General features: G+C 55.7%; 12 protein-coding genes. 6 read left to right on the forward strand and 6 right to left on the reverse strand.

Annotated elements, in window-relative coordinates; genetic code table 11:
- Positions 1 to 623 precede the first annotated feature (623 nt).
- A complete protein-coding gene (locus tag J7382_RS20130; protein WP_209068783.1) occupies positions 624 to 1,022 on the forward strand; it encodes an ACT domain-containing protein in 399 nt (132 codons plus the stop codon).
- Positions 1,019 to 1,486: a PACE efflux transporter gene (locus tag J7382_RS09315; RefSeq protein WP_209068784.1), complete on the forward strand. Its 468-nt coding sequence runs from the start codon at positions 1,019 to 1,021 to the stop codon at positions 1,484 to 1,486. Before J7382_RS20130 ends, J7382_RS09315 begins: the two co-directional genes overlap by 4 nt.
- 276 nt (positions 1,487 to 1,762) lie before the next feature.
- On the opposite strand, the gene J7382_RS09320 is transcribed toward J7382_RS09315, so the two are convergent.
- Together J7382_RS09320 and J7382_RS09325 are read right to left on the reverse strand one after the other, a co-directional pair.
- Positions 1,763 to 3,106: a glycosyltransferase N-terminal domain-containing protein gene (locus tag J7382_RS09320; RefSeq protein ID WP_209068785.1), complete on the reverse strand. Its 1,344-nt coding sequence runs from the start codon at positions 3,104 to 3,106 to the stop codon at positions 1,763 to 1,765.
- Positions 3,103 to 4,347, reverse strand: a complete 1,245-nt coding sequence (locus J7382_RS09325; protein ID WP_209068786.1) for a glycosyltransferase N-terminal domain-containing protein — start codon at positions 4,345 to 4,347, stop codon at positions 3,103 to 3,105. The genes J7382_RS09320 and J7382_RS09325 overlap by 4 nt, the downstream gene beginning before the upstream one ends.
- A 496-nt stretch (positions 4,348 to 4,843) precedes the next feature.
- On the opposite strand from J7382_RS09325, the gene J7382_RS09330 reads away from it, so the two are divergent.
- On the forward strand, positions 4,844 to 7,291 hold the full coding sequence (locus tag J7382_RS09330; protein WP_209068787.1) for an ATP-binding protein: 2,448 nt from the start codon (positions 4,844 to 4,846) through the stop codon (positions 7,289 to 7,291).
- A 54-nt stretch (positions 7,292 to 7,345) separates the two neighbouring features.
- Here J7382_RS09330 and J7382_RS09335 read toward each other — a convergent pair whose 3' ends face one another.
- Genes J7382_RS09335 through J7382_RS09345 form a run of 3 tightly spaced genes read right to left on the reverse strand, consistent with a single transcriptional unit; the run spans position 7,346 to position 10,906 of the window.
- Entirely contained in the window at positions 7,346 to 8,512 is a 1,167-nt protein-coding gene (locus J7382_RS09335; protein WP_209068788.1) for a M20 aminoacylase family protein, read from the reverse strand.
- Between the two features lie 27 nt (positions 8,513 to 8,539).
- Positions 8,540 to 9,703: a M20 aminoacylase family protein gene (locus tag J7382_RS09340; protein ID WP_209068789.1), complete on the reverse strand. Its 1,164-nt coding sequence runs from the start codon at positions 9,701 to 9,703 to the stop codon at positions 8,540 to 8,542.
- 27 nt (positions 9,704 to 9,730) lie between these two features.
- Positions 9,731 to 10,906: a M20 aminoacylase family protein gene (locus J7382_RS09345; RefSeq protein WP_209068790.1), complete on the reverse strand. Its 1,176-nt coding sequence runs from the start codon at positions 10,904 to 10,906 to the stop codon at positions 9,731 to 9,733.
- A gap of 176 nt (positions 10,907 to 11,082) precedes the next feature.
- Here J7382_RS09345 and J7382_RS09350 point away from each other — a divergent pair, with 176 nt between their 5' ends.
- From J7382_RS09350 to J7382_RS09360, 3 genes are read left to right on the forward strand one after another with little or no spacing between them, the layout of a single operon-like run.
- Positions 11,083 to 12,852, forward strand: coding sequence for an ATP-binding protein (locus tag J7382_RS09350; protein ID WP_209068791.1), 1,770 nt, complete (start codon positions 11,083 to 11,085; stop codon positions 12,850 to 12,852).
- Positions 12,849 to 14,075, forward strand: coding sequence for a sigma-54 dependent transcriptional regulator (locus J7382_RS09355; RefSeq protein WP_209068792.1), 1,227 nt, complete (start codon positions 12,849 to 12,851; stop codon positions 14,073 to 14,075). The genes J7382_RS09350 and J7382_RS09355 overlap by 4 nt, the downstream gene beginning before the upstream one ends.
- The gene (locus J7382_RS09360) at positions 14,072 to 15,235 is read left to right on the forward strand and encodes an MFS transporter (protein WP_209068793.1); all 1,164 of its coding nucleotides are present in this window, start codon (positions 14,072 to 14,074) and stop codon (positions 15,233 to 15,235) included. Before J7382_RS09355 ends, J7382_RS09360 begins: the two co-directional genes overlap by 4 nt.
- 68 nt (positions 15,236 to 15,303) lie before the next feature.
- Here the strand turns inward: J7382_RS09360 and J7382_RS09365 are convergent, their stop codons facing one another.
- Positions 15,304 to 17,082, reverse strand: coding sequence for a HAMP domain-containing methyl-accepting chemotaxis protein (locus J7382_RS09365; protein ID WP_209068794.1), 1,779 nt, complete (start codon positions 17,080 to 17,082; stop codon positions 15,304 to 15,306).
- Positions 17,083 to 17,130 lie beyond the last annotated feature (48 nt).

The raw sequence follows: 17,130 nt of genomic DNA on the forward strand, positions 1-17,130 counted from the left end.
TTACTAGCGCAACCCGCTGATATCACCTCAATATTTCCAGAACCTTCCTTCCCAAACCAGCACTCTCAAGCGCCGCTCCGTCCAGTCCGTCCCGCCGTTGTGCGCCTCAGCGCCGCCGGTGAAGGGGTATTTAGTGCTGGGGCGGATGAGTCGCAAGCCCTTTTTGACAGAAAAATGAAAAAAACAGCCCTTCGCCCATTCTTTGTGCGCCGCCCCCTTATTTTACAGGGGCATTCTATCGCGCGCAGGGCCTAGGCCAAGGAAACGCATCAGCGGCACAGGCCAGAACCGCGCTCTTATTGTGGAACGTCACACGAACCTGACCCAACCGTCATAGTGCGACCAGGACAGGGTGGGCGCTCAACATCAGATGGCCCACCTACCCGCCAACTCCTTTTTCCTAAGAAACCTGACGTGCAGCTAATGTCAGTGCGATAGGATCATGCAAAGAGACGTGAAGTGCCCCAATGCGCAAAGTCCCTTAGTTACCGATATAGTTGGCTTGACCTCTTTCGAAGAAAAATATTTAGTGTCAGCCATCATCTTAGAAGATGAAGCTCCCACATCAGGCGATGGTGCCGTTTGGGAATGTCCTTCTTCAGTAAATCTGAGGAAGGAATGTTGTGACACTCAACCTAAAAATCCGCTTTGTAGACGGCCGCTATGCCGTTTCCCGCTTGGACGCAGATGCAGACTTGCCCACTTGGCTAAATGGCCCTGGGTTCAGAGCTGCTGTTCATTCAGATGATGAGCTAACCCTTGTCTGTCTTGAAGAGCGCGTTCCTAGTGATGTTGAGACAGAAAAGGGGTGGGCATGTTTGCGTACAATAGGTCCTTTCCCGTTTGATGCGACCGGGATTGTTCAGGCCCTTGTCGAACCTCTGTCGGATGGTGGAATCGGCGTTTTTGTTGTCTGCACTTTCGACGGGGAACATATTTTGGTGCCCTCATGTGAAGTTGAAAAGGCAACGCAGGTTCTACAGGCCGCTGGCCATTTGGTTCTGGGCGGGCAAATCGAATGACCAACTCAGTCGCGTTGAGAACCGCCAAGGACCGCATCCGGTACACATTGCTATTTGAGGCAACGCTGATGGCAATGATCGTACCGGTTGGCGCCGCTTTTTTTGACAAATCTCTGGCTAATATCGGCCTCCTTATGGCGATACTCTCTGTAAACGCCATGATCTGTAATCTAATCTACAATTGGACTTTCGATCGATTGGAGGCGAGGCAGGGGCGGATTTCAAGCGAGAGAACATGGCCACGCCGCCTCTTGCACGCTGCAGGTTTTGAGCTGATGCTGACGGCCATGTCACTGCCGATTAATACATACTGGCTGGAAATTGGTGTTCTGGAAGCGCTTTCGGTAAATATTGCCGTCACATTTTTCGTCGTCGCATATACCTACCTTTTCACATTCGCTTATGACCTCATATTCCCACTGCGGCATAGTTCTGAGCGCCCCCCAAATGATGCTGTTGGTTGAATTTCAGCAGCCTAAATCACGGTTTTACCCAAACCTTCACTGGGTCAGAAATGCTTGGCGTTTGGGCCAGCAATGGGTGAAGCCGCGCGCTGATACGATTCAGGAAATTTCACATTGAGAGTCAACTATCAGTGACGTTCCACACTTATACGAAACCATTCCTGATTTCGGGCAGCGTCTTATTCACCCTACGACATGTCGCATCGCCGGATACAGCGCATGGCTCCCCTGCCATAACAGCCAGATGTGACAAAGGGCGCGCACGCGCCCCCTGTTCTACAGCCCCCCCTGTTGGCCTTTGCTGTCGGCGAGCACCTGATCCATCGCCTCTAATGTGCGCAGACTCCCGCCCCGATGTTCCGCCATAAATGTGGCGGCGGCTTGCAGGGGCGGCTCGCTGGGGGGCCAGAGCGCCGCCACCATCGCCGCAGGTGTCTCAAAGCGCCTGGCAACCCCAGCCGCCTCTGCTTCCGCAAAAGGAAATTCAATTGGCCAGGTTTCAGGTCCGGTGATCGGTGGTTTGCCAACCGCCAGCGGCTCAATAATGTTATGTGCGCCTGCCGGGGTGAAACCGCCCCCTACGATAACCTGATCGGCCAAGCCGAGATAGAAATACATTTCCCCAAAGCTGTCGCCCAGCAGGACATCTGGCATATCCGCCAAGGTCTCTCCTAGCGCGGCCAGTCCCGCTGTACCCGCTTCAGCCACCTGACTGCGCGCGCAAACAGAGAGCCCAGCGCTTTGCAACATCTGACCAACCGCCCCAAAGCGCTCTGGAGCACGTGGCACATAGACAAAGAGCGGCGCAGGCATGCTGTCTTTGGCCGCGGCCTCCTGCAGCCCCAGGATCATATCGCGGAAGATCTCTTCTTCTCCCGCGACGCCTGACGCTATGGTGATCACCTGACGGCCATCCGCGATGAGCTGCGGGCGGAGCTGCGCCGCCGCATCCAGCAAAGCCTCCGGAATCGGCTGATCAAACCGCAACTCCCCGGTGACCGTGATGTTTTTCACCCCAACAGAGGCAAAACGCTGCCGTTGAATGTCTGACTTCACAAAGGCCCCGGCCACGCTTGCAATCACACGCTGGCGCACGCGCAGGCCCCGACTGTCCTTGGCATAGGCCCCTGACGTATATTGTGAGTTGCACAGATAAAGCGGCACCTTCGCGCGGCGTGCGCTTGCGATCATCGCAGGCCAAATCTCCACCTCAAGCGTCAGTCCAAAACGCGGGCGGCACGCTCGGTAAAAGCGATGCAAGCACCAATGCATGTCCAAGGGCACCCAAATCACGGCGAGATCGCCCGCAACAATCTCGTCTGCAAACTGGCGCTCTGCTTCCTCTCGTCCTGCTGGTGTAAAGCAGGAAATGACAATTTTCTCCCCCCGCGCCAACGCCAATCGGATCAATCCCAGAGCGGACCGTACTTCCCCAAGACTTACCGCATGTACCCACAGCGGTTGTTGCGGCAAAGCCTGTTCATAGACCCCAAACCGCTCCTTCAGTTTGTAGAGGTAGCGCGGGTCTTTGCGACGGCGCTTCCAAAGGTAGAGCATCACAAGCGGTAGCGCCAAAAGCCAGAGCACACGATAGAATATATTGAAAACGAAAAGGATCATGTGCGCCCTCCCAACATAGAAAGAAGCTCCTGTGCCAAAGGAACGAGACCAGCGCGCGCCTGCTCCGTCAGCACTGCCGCGGCTTGCGCAACACTCGCAACATCCTGCGTCAGTACGGTTTGGGCAAGATGGGACGCGGCAGCGGGACCAGCGGAAATCGGCAGGGCAACCCCCGCGGCGTTTAAATCTGCATAATCGCGCGCAAAATTCTGCGTGTTCGGACCATGCAGAACCGGACACCCCAAACATATTGGCTCCCAAGGGTTATGCCCGCCGATATTGGCAAAGGAGCCTCCTACAAATGCGTGCGAAGCAAGGCGATACCACAAGCCAAGCTCCCCAAAGCTATCCGCAATGTAGAGCGATGTCTCAGGTGCGCAGGAGGACGACTGACTGCGCAAGGCCGTGCGCAGTCCATAGGATGTGGCAAGCTGGCTGATGTCTGCAGCACGATCAAGATCTCTGGGGACGATGATCAGAAGAGCCGCGGGATCGCTCGTTAAAATCTCCCGATGTGCCTTGAGCACGATCTCTTCGTCACCGTCGTGTGTTGAGGCCGCCACCCAAATCCGGCGCCCCGCCTTCACGGCCTGCCATGCGGCCAGGGCCTCTTGGTCCACAGCCAATGGTTCCGCAGCAGGCTTCAGCGAGCCCATTTTGTCGACACGTGCAGCGCCCAGCGCCTTCAGCCGCGACACACTATGATCGTCCTGTGCATAAACGCGATCAAAATGCCCCATAAGGGCGGCAAAGCCCGTGCGAAACTTTGCACGCTTTTCATACCCGCTTTGTGAGATGCGTGCGTTTATATAGGCTAAAGGGATACCGCGCCTTTTCACATCAATGACGATACCCGGCCAAATGTCCTGTTCGGACCAAATAGAGAGATCAGGCCGCCAGTGATCCAGAAAGCCGCGCACAAACCGCGGCCCGTCCAGTGGTAAAAACTGATGTGTGGTATTCGCTGGAAGATTGCGCCCCATGACTTGGGCCGAACTGCGGGCCGTGGAGGTCACCAAAAAATGCACGTTGGGCGCCTGACGCCCGATCTCAGCCAGCAGAGGCCTCAAAGCCAACACTTCGCCGAGGCCCACAGCATGCACCCAAACGACAGATCCTGCAGGCCGAGGGATATTGTAAACACCAAGTTTCTCGCCGCTTCGGGCGGGGTCATCTTTGCCTGAACGGACACGCTTTGCGGTCACGCGGCGCATCACTGGCTGCAATACCGACCGTAGCATCAGGTATGTCCTGAGCTGCCACCCTAAAGTACCGCTCTCTCTTGTCAAACTCAGGCCCTTTACTTCGATTGCCGCGCTCTTTGTGTTCGCACCTATGTCGCACAGAGCGGCCAGACGCGCCACCATCAAGCGGTGGCCCCTAGTGCGTGTCCATTTACGGATTTATCCCCATCGAACAGCGCCGAATCACGGCCAGACATCCGTAAAGCGTTAACTCTTGACCGCAAAATGTCGCCCAGGAACACCATCTCAAAACGGTGGAAGTACTTGCGGACACACTTACTAAACTTATGAATTAAATCGAGATTTCCAGAAAAACTCCTGTCCTTTCGCTGCATTACGCCATCACGCGTCTTCAGCGGAGCATCAAAACCGCTCTCTGAACACTCCCAAAAGAAATCCTCTAAAAAAGGACTTTGTTCGTTAACCTCTGAGGAAGATAAATGTGTAACAGTTAGCCAATTGAATTGGGCAGAGGCCCGCTGAGGACCATTTCATGCGCATTAGACACACGCTGCTTTCTGCAACGCGCGCGCTGGGAAAGCGCACTTATGTGCCGTCGATCATCGCCTTCGTGGTGGTCTTCGCTTTTGCGATTTATGCCGAAAAACAGAACGACACGATCGCCATCCAAAAACAGCGTGCCATAGCCGGCAGCGAAACAAGCCGCTTGCGCGCCGAGGTCGAAGGATATGTCAATGCTGAACTTCAGCTGATACAGGGCATGGTGGCCTCGATCTCTGGCAATCTCGATATCACACAAGAAGAATATAGTGCCCTTGGAGAGCTGGTCACAGGCGGCCATGAGGAGTTCATCAACATTGCAGCCTCTCCCGGGCTCGTCGTCTCCCTTGTCTACCCATACGAAAAGAACCGCAGCGTTCTCGGCTTTGACCTCAATACAAGTGAAACACAACGCGCCGCAGCTTTCCGCGTCCGCGATGAAGGCAAGATGCTCCTTGCTGGACCTGTTGAACTTGTTCAGGGCGGCACAGGTTTCTTGGGACGGTTCCCCGTTTTTGATCAACGGTCAGGCGTTAAGCGCTTCTGGGGAATTGTGTCCGCAGTAATCGATGCGGACAAACTCTATGCTGAAGCAGGCCTGCTAAACGACGATCTTTCGCTGGACATTGCCCTGCGTGGAACTGACAGCACAGGGGCCGATGGTCCCCTATTCTTCGGCAATCCCGAAGTGCTGGAGGACAATCCAATCCTTCTGGACATCAAACTGCCAAATGGCAGTTGGCAGCTCGCCGCGCGGCCCAAAGAAGGCTGGGTCACTGGAGCAGCTAATCCTTGGGGAAATCGACTCTTCTTTCTGGCTGCGCTGGTGTTCATCCTACTGCCCATCGTCTCCGTCGCGCGGCTATCGGACAGTCGGAGCAAAATCATCGAAGCCTTGCGCAGCCGCGAAGAAGAGCTCGAGCGCCTGTCTCTCGTTGCCAAGCACGCCTCTGACAGCATTGTTCTGTCCGATCCAAACGGTGAAATCATTTGGGCCAACGATGGGTTCACCCGCATGACGGGCTATACGCTGGAGGAAGCCCAAGGCAACTCAGTAGGAAAACTGCTGAATTCACCAGACACAGATCCCTACACCATCCAATCAATTCGACATCATCAGGAAGCCGGGCAGCGCTTTCACACAGAAATTCTCAATCGCACGAAGTTCGGCAAGGATATCTGGGTGGATACCAACCTATTCCCTGTCAAAGATGAGACGGGCAATGTGGTCATGAGTATCGGTATTGAGCGGGAGATTACTGAAACCAAAAAATACGAAGCAGAGTTGGCAGATGCCAAACGGGCTGCGGAACAAGCCGACAAAGCCAAAACAGAATTTCTGGCCAATATGAGCCACGAAATTCGCACACCGATGAATGCCATCATCGGAATGTCAGAGCTACTTTCCGAATCCGATTTGAACGATGAAGATACTCAGGGCGTAGAAACCATTCGCGATTCTGGGCATGCCCTCCTTAAAATCATCAACGATATCTTGGACCTCTCTCGCCTGGAGGCGGGAAAATTCGACCTTTCAGAGGTGGATTTTGATCTTAAGCGGTGCATCGACGGCGTAGTCAATCTGTTACGGCACAAGGCGGAAAAAAAGGGTATCGAATTTACCGTCGAATATGCCACTGATCTACCATCTGAGGTACGCGCAGATGACGGGCGTTTGCGGCAAATTCTGATGAACTTGATCGGCAACGCCATCAAGTTTACCTCCGAAGGGAGCGTGCACGTCAATGTGCAGTGCGACCACAACATCCCCAATGGCATTCAGGTCAAGGTCTCAGACACCGGCATCGGCATCTCTAAAGAGCAGGCCAAACACATCTTTGACCGCTTTTCACAGGCCGATGCAGCAACCACGCGGGCGTTTGGCGGTACAGGGCTGGGCCTGACAATTTCGACAATGTTGGCGCGACATATGGGCGGCGACATCACCCTTTGCTCCGAGTATCACGATGGGGCCTGTTTCTCTGTGTCCATTGCCACATCGCCAGTGCAAAGCAAGGCACCGATCGTAGATGAAGCACTTGATTTTGTACCGGCCAATCTTGAAGGCGCGCGCATCCTCCTCGCAGAAGACAACAAAACCAACCGCCTGCTGATCCGCAAGTTTTTGGCGGAGTTTGACTTGGAACTGATTGAAGTGGAAAATGGTCTCGGAGCCGTTGAGCACTGTCGACGGCACGCCCCAGACGTTGTTCTAATGGATATGTCCATGCCAGAGCTAGATGGCGTCACCGCCACACGCATCATCCGCAGCCTCTCCATCAATCAACCGCCGATCATTGCGCTCACCGCAAATGCCTTTGAAAGCGATAAGCAGACCTGTCTTGATGCTGGAATGGATTTCTTTCTGTCAAAGCCGATCAACAAGACTCACCTTCTGCAAGCCTTGTCGACCCATCTGGAACATCGCTTGGCCTCCTGACCCTACGTTTCCAGAGTATCGGCCGCGCCTTTTGCGCGGCCTACACATTTTTATTTAAAGTGCTGGCATCCGTTTTTCAACCACTTCTGCCCACCAGCTACATCCCGCAGGAATAGCTTCGTCGTTAAAGTTGTATTCCGGGTGGTGGACCATGGCGCCATCTTCGCCGTTTCCAACCAGAATATAGGCCCCTGGACGCTCTTCAGCCAAGAAGGCAAAGTCCTCTCCCCCCATCACCAAAGGCGCTTCCTCACATTGTCCGGAAATGGATTTGGCCACGTCGGCAGCAAACTCGGTCTGGGCCTCCGCATTCACCATCACCGGATATCCCCGATAATAGGTGACATCTGCGGTCCCCCCGAAGGTCGCACCGATGCCCGCACAGATTTCTTTGATACGGGTCTCAGCGAGATCCCGCATTTCCTTGGACATTGTACGCACGGTGCCTTTGATCTGTACCTTCTGAGGAATCACATTGAAGGCTTTCGAAGAGGTCTCAAAGCTGGTGACAGAGACCACGACCTGATCAATCGGATCCGCATTCCGGCTGGCAATTGTCTGCAGCGCCAGAACCGCCTGCGCCGCCATCACGGTTGTGTCCACCGTGTCATGCGGCTTGGCGGCATGCCCTCCCCGGCCCTCAAAAGTAATGTCAAACTGATCGGTAGCGGCAAAGAATGCCCCTGGACGGATGGCAAAACTGCCCAGCGGCATGCCCGGCCAGTTGTGCATACCGTAGACTTCCTGAATGCCCCAGCGATCCATCAGCCCGTCTTCGCACATCTCGCGGCCACCACCGCCACCTTCTTCCGCAGGCTGGAAGATCACCACCACGGTACCGTCAAAATTCCGCGTCTCCGCCAGATATTTGGCCGCGCCCAGAAGCATCGCTGTATGACCATCATGACCACAGGCATGCATCGCGCCCGGTGTCTTTGACGCGTAGTCCAGTCCGGTCTGCTCATGAATTGGCAAAGCATCCATATCCGCGCGCAGCCCAATCACCTTGCCTGAGCCGGTGGCTTTTCCCTTGATCACGCCAACAACCCCGGTGCGACCAATCCCAGTCACCACCTCATCCAGTCCAAACTCTTGAAGTTTTTCAGCCACGATGCCGCTGGTCCGATGGGTTTCAAACAGAATTTCTGGATTCTCGTGGAGATCCCTCCGCCATGCGGTGATTTCATCGTGCAATTCTGCAAAACGGTTTTTGGTTGGCATATCGTGTCCTCGCTCTAAAGTCCGTGCTCACGCCGCTGGCATGCGGCGTTCGATCAGTTCTGACAGAAAACTGCTCCCATAAGGGATAGCATCGTCGTTGAAGTCATATTCCGGATGGTGCAACGCTGCGCTATCGCCGTTCCCCACCATGATGAAAGCCCCCGGTCGGGCCTGAAGCATATAGGAGAAGTCTTCTCCGCCCATCACCAAAGGCGCCTCTTCGCAGCCTCCGACAACCGCCTTCGCCACCTCCTCGGCAAAGCCGGCCTGCGCGTCTGAATTGATGGTTGCAGGGGTGATACGTTGATAGTCGAGCCTCACCTCTCCGCCATGCGTGGCCGCAATACCCTGGGCGACAGCTTGCATCCGCGCCTCTATCGTATCCTGCACCTTGGGATCAAACGTACGCACAGTCCCCTTCAATGTCGCTGTATGCGGGATCACATTGTAAACATCCGCCCCTGTTTGAAACGATGTCACAGACAGCACAGCCCGCTCTGTCGGATCCACATTCCGGCTCACAATCGATTGCAAAGCCAAATGCAGCTGCGTTCCCATGAGTGTCGGATCAACCGTCTGCTGAGGCTGCGCCGCATGACCACCGCGCCCGACAATCTCAATCGTAAAGAAATCAACCGCAGCCAGCAGTGGCCCTTTGCGCAGCGCGAAAGTCCCGACAGGCAGGCCCGGGCTGTTGTGCATCCCGTAAATTTCCTGAATGTTCCAGCGCTCCATCATGCCATCTTGCACCATGGCCAAAGCGCCATTGCCGCCCTCCTCGGCAGGCTGAAAGATTACCGCCACACAGCCGTCGAAATTGCGCGTCTCCGCAAGGTACTTCGCCGCGCCCAAAAGCATGGCCGTGTGTCCATCGTGGCCACAAGCATGCATCGCTCCGTCTACCTTTGATGCATAGGCGATCCCGGTCTGCTCCTGCATCGGGAGGGCATCCATATCCGCGCGCAGCCCAACCACTTTTCCCAAACGATCTGTTTTTCCTTTAATCAATCCAACCACGCCAGTGCGCCCAATACCCGCCACCACTTCATCGCAACCGAACTCGGTCAGCTTTTCCGCCACGAAAGCAGAAGTGCGATGTGTCTCATAGAGAATTTCTGGATGCGCATGGATGTCCTGCCGCCAGCCCGTGATTTCGGCGTGAAGCGCTGCAAATCTGTTTTTGACTGGCATCTGTGATCTCTCCCCTTGCTCGCCTGTTCAGCTGGATGCCGGCATGCGCCGCTCAATCAGTTCTGCAAACCAGCTACAGCCAAACGGGATAGCTTCGTCATTGAAGTTATAAGCGGGGTGATGACATTGCGCGCTTTCTCCATTGCCCAAAAATATATAAGCCCCGGGCCGCGCTTCCAGCATGAAGGAAAAATCCTCGGCAGGCATGATGGGGTCTACATTCGGATCAACATTTCTCTCCCCAGCAACCGCATTGGCCGCCTCGACCGCATGGGCCGTTTCCGCCTCATGGTTCACGGTGACCGGATATCCATCTTCCCAGATCACTTCCGCAGTGGCCCCAAACGCCAGCGCGGTATGAGTTGCAATATCGCGTATACGCTGTTCGACCAATGCGCGGTTCTGACTGTCCAAAGTACGAACTGTGCCTTGCATGCGCACGGTATGCGCAATCACATTGGACGCATTGCTGTCTGTTTCAAGTGTCCCAACAGTCAACACAACGCGGTCAATTGGTTTCACATTGCGTGACACAACACTTTGAAGTCCAATCAAAATCTGCGCCGCCACAAGGGTTGTGTCCACGGCTTCGGCTGGTTCTGCCGCATGACCGCCTTTGCCGGTCACCTTGATCTCAAACTCATCTGCCGATGCCATAAGCGCGCCCGATCGAATGGCAAACTGTCCAACTGGCATGCCCGGCGCATTGTGAAGCCCATATACTTCCTGAATGTTCCAACGATCCATCATACCGTCATCACACATCTCTTTGCCGCCACCGCCGCCTTCTTCGGCTGGCTGAAAGATCAAAACAGCAGTCCCGTCGAAATTACGTGTTTCCGCCAGGTACTTCGCGGCGCCAAGCAACATCGCCGTATGCCCGTCATGCCCACAGGCATGCATCTTGCCTTCAACTTCAGAGGCGTAGTCCACCCCTGTGGCTTCATGGATTGGCAACGCATCCATATCTGCCCGCAGACCGACAACGCGCCCCTGCGTGTCACTTTGCCCTTTGATCACGGCCACAACACCGGTGCGACCAATACCCGGCGTGATCTCATCCACACCAAATTCTTTAAGCCGCGCTTGTACGAATTCAGCCGTCTCATGCACGTCAAACATCAATTCAGGATGGGCGTGCAGATGTCGCCGCCAGCCAGTGATTTCTCCCTGCAACTCCGCAAAACGATTTCTGATTGGCATATCAACACTCCTGTTCAGGCATCTCCGCAGACTGAACGATTGTTCAGATTGGAGCAAGAGGCCCCGCAAAAGAATTTCACATATCAATCAATCTTCCAAGGGATTGAGGGTCTTGACGCTTGGATTAGGCATTCGCATGACTCGCAGCCAGATCGGAAAGCGTCTAGGGTCACCACATGAGCACTTGGATCCGCCATCGCGCCTCGATTCTGATCGTATTTGCCTGTGTACTTTTTGCCGTAACCAGCGGCGTCTGGCGCTATGGGTATGGTCAGGCGCTTGATCAACTGGCCCGCCGTGGCGAAGCCGATCTTGCACTGGGTGCGGATAGCTTGACGGCACAGCTCAAACGTTATCAAGAGCTTGCGGTGCTTATGGCAGAGCATCCAACGCTACTTTCCCTCACCCGAAATCCAGCGATCACAAGCGCGCAGCGCGGCCACCCGCTGCTGCTTGATGCCGCCGATAAAACCGCCGCGCTCGATATCATATATGCCCGCGCGGATGGCACAATCTTGGCGACAGCACAGGAAGATGTCGCCCCACCTGACGCACTTGATCAAACGCCATACTTCAAGCGGGCACTGCAAGGGGCACTTGGCGCGCACCACGAAGTTGATGCGCGATTTGGACGTCGCGCATTCTATTACTCGGTCCCAAGCTTTTCCTCCGAAGGCACGGTAAGCGCGGTGCTGACCGTGGTTCTGGATGTGGAAGATGTGGAAGGAAACTGGCGTGGTGACGGCCCTACAGTGTTTTTTGTCGACGATCTCAACGAGGTCTTTATCTCAAACCGCTCGGAACTGGTGTTTTGGAAGCGCAACCCCACGTCTTCCGGTCTGATCCCTCCCAGTGGCACCGCCCCCCCCGTTCAATCATATATGCGCGCGGGTCACGAAATCTGGGAATTGGACTGGGGGCCTTACATCCCCGCACAAGGCTTGCACATCGTCAAGGATCTGCCTGTGATTGATATGGTGGCCGAAGCCATCGTGGACATCAGCCTTGCGCGGCGCATTGCGGGGCTGCAAGCCGGTACCATTGCAGCAATATTCATGATCTTTGGTCTGATCCTCTTACAAGTACTGGAGCGCCGTCGCGTTTTGACGCAAGCCAATGCCGAGTTGGAACAGCGTGTGACCCTGCGCACGCAAGCCCTCAGCGCCACGAACGAAGCGCTGCGTCGGGAAATCACAGAGCGCGAAGAGGCCGAAGCCGCACTCAAGCAAGCACAGTCAGATCTCGTGCAGGCCGGCAAGCTGTCCGCCTTGGGCCAGATGAGTGCCGGCATCAGCCACGAACTCAATCAGCCTTTGCAGGCCATTCAGACATTTGCCGAAAACGGCACGCGTTTTCTGGAGCGGGAAAATACCTCCAAGGCAGCGGACAACCTCACCCGCATCTCGCAAATGGCAACCCGGATGGCCCGCATCATCAAGAATTTGCGGGCCTTCGCGCGCAATGAAAGCGAGCCCATGGGCCGGGTCGATCTTGTTGGCGTAATCTCTCAGGCAGTCGAACTGACCGAACCCCGCCTGAAAGAACACGCCGTCACATTGGATTGGCAGCCCGATGCCTCCGGCCCGGTCTTTGCCGAAGGCGGAGAGGTGCGTCTGACGCAGGTTTTTGTGAACCTGATCAACAACGCCATTGATGCCATGTTGGAACAGGACAACCGGCTGATCCACATTGTCATCAATAACGGCAGAAAACTGGGTGTCACCGTGCGCGATATCGGCCCCGGTTTGGAAGATCCCGAGAAGGTCTTTGATCCGTTTTACTCCACAAAGTCCAAGGGCGTAGCGGAAGGCATGGGCTTGGGCCTGTCCATCAGCTACGGATTGGTGCAAAGCTTTGGCGGCAACATTCGCGGGGCCAATGCGGCGGGCAACGGTGCCCTCTTCACCGTGGAATTGAATTATTGGAAAGAGGAAAACGTCGCATGACCTCCCCTGTGCTTGTGGTTGATGACGACCCAATCGTGCGCGAAGCCTTGAGCCAGACCCTCGAGCTTGAAGACTTTCCCGTGATCGCCACCGGGTCTTTCGTTGAGGCCAAGGACCACATCACGCAAACCTTCACAGGGGTGATCCTTTCGGATATGCGGATGCCAGGGCGCGACGGCTTTCATCTGCTGTCCTACACCCGCGACATCGACGCCGAACTGCCCGTGATCCTACTTACCGGTGAAGGCGACATCCCCATGGCGGTGCGTGCCATGACCCTTGGTGCTTTCGGCTTCCTTGAAAAACCCTGTGCGCCCACCGAACTGGTTGCCGTGATTGCCCGCGCTCAGAAAGCCCGCGCCATGGCGCTGGAAAATCGGCAACTCAAAGCTCAGCTTGAAACCGGCGACGCCGCCGCCCGCCTGCTTTACGGCATTTCTGCCCAGGCGGACGCCCTGCGTCGCAAGGTGCGCTCGGTGGCCCGCATCCATGCCGAAACCCTTGTCTCTGGCCCACCCGGTGCAGGTATTTCCAAGGTCGCCGAAGTCATTCACCTGTGCGGCACCCACCCAGAGGGCCCGTTTGGCAAACACACCGCCGCGGATCTCTCCCCAAGTGATCTGTCCACTGCGGTCGAAAACGCCAAGGGCGGCAGCCTGTTTCTCGATGATGTCCATCTCATGCCCATGCAAACTCAATTTGCCTTGCTGACGCTGCTGGAAACCCGCGACCACCCCCGCCTGATCTTCGGCAGCGCCGCCGCATTGGAAGATGCTGTGCAATCCGGAGCGCTCCATGCCGATCTGTACTATCGCCTCGAAGCCCTGCAGGTGCGCATTCCTGCCCTCGCAGACCGCCCCGAAGACATCCCTGTCCTCTTTCGCCACTATGTGGCACAGGCCGCCGAACAGGCCGGTGTAGAGGCCCCTGACATCACCCCTGAAGTGATCTCACAACTGATGGCACAGGATTGGCCCGGCAATGCCCGCGCCTTGATGAGCGCCGCCATGCGCTTCACATTAGGTCTGCCGGGCGAAGAGTCTCCCGACAGTGGCCTTGGACTTACAGAACAGATGGCGCAAATAGAACGCTCTTTGTTGGCCGAAGCTTTGCGCAAACATCAGGGCCGGGCAGCTGCCGCTGCCGAAACGCTCAAGCTCCCGCGCAAAACCATGTATGACAAACTCGCCAAATACAGCCTGAAGCCAGAAAACTTCCGATGAGTTCCTCCCTCCCCGCTCCTGCCGGCCTGTCCCGCCGCCGCGCGTGGGTGGCCATCTCTGCAATGTTTGCCCTCAATGGCGCGCTCTTTGGCCTCTGGGCCAGTCGTATTCCCGCTTTCAAAGCCAGCCATACGCTCAGCCATGCAGAGCTTGGCGGGTTGCTGCTTCTGCTCGCAGGCGGTGCCATCTGTGCCTTTCCTCTGGCGGGGCGTCTGGCGGATCACTATGGCGCCGCGCGCGTCACCAAGACGTTTGCCTTTGTCAAAATCGCCGCCCTTTTGGCGCTTGCTCTGGCTCCGAATGTGGTGACTTTGGCCTTGGCTCTCTTCCTGTTTGGGGCCATTCACGGCGGCATGGATGTGACAATGAATGCTTGGGCAGCGGAAGTTGAACGCTGGGCCAAACATCCACAAATGTCATCCTACCACGCCATGTGGAGCCTTGGGGCCGGACTTGGCGCTGCCACTGGCTTCGCCGCTATCAGCCTGAATGCTTCACCTGAGATACATTTTACGGTGGTTGGCTTGCCGCTGTCGGCCCTGCTCTTTGCTCTGGGCAATATCACTTGGGCATCTCCTCTCAATCGTGGCAGCGGAGCTCCAATATTCTCTATCCCCAAAGGTCAATTGGTTCTGGTGGGCGTATTGGCTCTGGGAGCCTCCATGGGCGAAGGTGCAATTGCAGATTGGAGTGCGGTCTATCTCGTCGATATCGGCGGCGCACCTGAAAACTGGGCGGCAATGGGCTATGCAGTCTTCTCTGCCACAATGGTCGTTATGCGCCTGTTGGGCGATATGGTCACGCGCGTGGTATCCCCACAACATGCCGCACGCATAAGCGGCCTCACAGCGGCCTTCGGCGCAATACTCACCGTCATATTTCCTACGCCCCCTATGATGCTGACTGGGTTTGTGCTCATGGGGCTTGGCTACGCATTGATCTTTCCGCTCGCGTTCAGCCGCGCTGCAAACGACCCGAACGAAAGCCCCGGAAAGGCGCTCGCCGGCACCGCCACATTTGGCTATGGCGGGATGTTACTGGGCCCTCCGTTGATGGGCTTCATTGCCAGCGCCACCTCTCTGCGCGTGTCCTTCGCTGTTCTGGCGGGCCTCGCACTGATGATCGCGCTTCTGAGCAACGCTTTGAAGAAAGAGGCGTAGGAATTGGCGCCACCTAAGCGAAACGCCCATCCAGAGGACAGGCGCTTCTTCGATGACTATTGCCAGCTCTAAGCGGCTCTTTTCTGTTCGAGCCCGGACATGCGCCTATTCACATTGAAGAAAGCGACAAGCTGCGCCAATCGGCGCGCATCATTGTCCAGAGTTTGGCTTGCGGCGGTGGCTTCCTCCACCATCGCGGCGTTGCTTTGGGTCACTTGATCCAACTGTGCCGTGCCGGAATTGATCTCCGCCAACCCTCGCGCCTGCTCTGCTGTTCCCTCACTGATATCCCTGATCAACATGGACACCTGATTGACCTGCTCAACGATATCAGAAATCGCAACGCCCGTTTTCCCAACCAGATCGACACCGCGCTCCACCTGCTGAAAGCTTTCAGCTACGAGCGTTTTGATTTCAGCCGCCGATTCAGATGAACGTTGCGCCAACGCGCGCACCTCGGAGGCCACAACGGCAAAGCCGCGCCCCGCATCACCTGCACGTGCCGCTTCTACCCCGGCATTCAACGCAAGCAAATTGGTCTGAAACGCAATATCATCAATCACACCAATGATTTGCGAAATTTGCCCAGAGCTGTGTTCAATCTCCGTCATGGCCCGCACAGCATCATCAACGGTCTTACTTGTCGTTTCAGCTTGCCCACGCGCAGTCTCCATTGTTGAGGAAACCCCTTTGGCACCTGCGGCCGAGGATGACACGCTTGTTGTCAACTCATCCATGGCAGCTGCGGTTTCTTCAAGTGTTGCCGCCTGACTCTCAGTCCGCTTTGACAACTCAAAGGAAGCCTGCGTGATCTCGCCTGATCCCTGTTGTATCGAACTGGCTACCTCAACAACCGCCTCAATGGTGCCTGAAAGGCGCTCAACAAGCGCGTTGAAATCACCGCGCAGCGCTTCATACTGATCTGCAAAAGGATCTGAAATCTCAGCCGCCAGCTCTCCATCAGCCAACAAGCCAATGCTCGCGCTAAGCTGTGTCACAACATGCGAGGCCTCACGCGCGGCGACTTCTCTCTCTGAAGCCGCATCCCGCGCCCGCTCTTCAATTGCCGCTTTCAGAGCGACAACAGATTGCGACAGATCTCCAATCTCATCCTTTCGCGAGACCAGCGTCTGATCAATAGCAGCATCTCCCTCCACCATCCGGCGCAACACATGATTCAAACTGTTCAGGGGGCGCGCAACAGACCGGGCCACGACACCACCAACCAACAAACTGAAACCAAGGAAAACTGCGATCGCAATCACAAAACTGGTCATGATGAGATTGTACGTGTTCAAGGTGCGGTCATAGTACTCCTGTGCCCCATCCACATTTGTCTGCAACATGGTCTCACTCATTTGAACAATCTCGGCGTAGAGCGGCGCAAACTCCTGCGCACTGATATTGGCAGCACGGACATCATTATTATTGCGGCTAAGCGCGATGATTTGCTCGTTCAACTCAAGAAGTTTCGCCACCCGCGCCATCAGGCTGTTGAAGGTCTCCGTTTCAAGCCCCGCATCCAAAGTGGTTTGGAAAGCCGCCATTCTGGCATCAAACTGCGCCACCGCATCCGCAACTTCGGCTTCAGCTTGCAGCATTGCATTGTCGTCGGGAGCAATTATGTGTGATTTCTGCGAAATGAAGAGGGCAGCAAGGGCAGCCTCTGCACTTGTGAGATTCAAGGCACTTGCGAAATAGTTGTTGTAGATCTCATCTGTGCCATGCTCGATCGTTGCCAAAGAACGCATTGAAAAATAGGCAAACACACTAAAAGCAGCCAAAACCAGCATGAAAGCGGCCCCGATCTTGTAGGCGATCTTGGCGTTATTGAAAGTGGTCAACATGGGGTGTCCGTCTTTGTTTGGGATTCTGACGGCACCTCTAAGTCCAAC

The organism is Shimia sp. R11_0, assembly GCF_017744035.1.
Lineage (GTDB): Bacteria > Pseudomonadota > Alphaproteobacteria > Rhodobacterales > Rhodobacteraceae > Shimia > Shimia marina.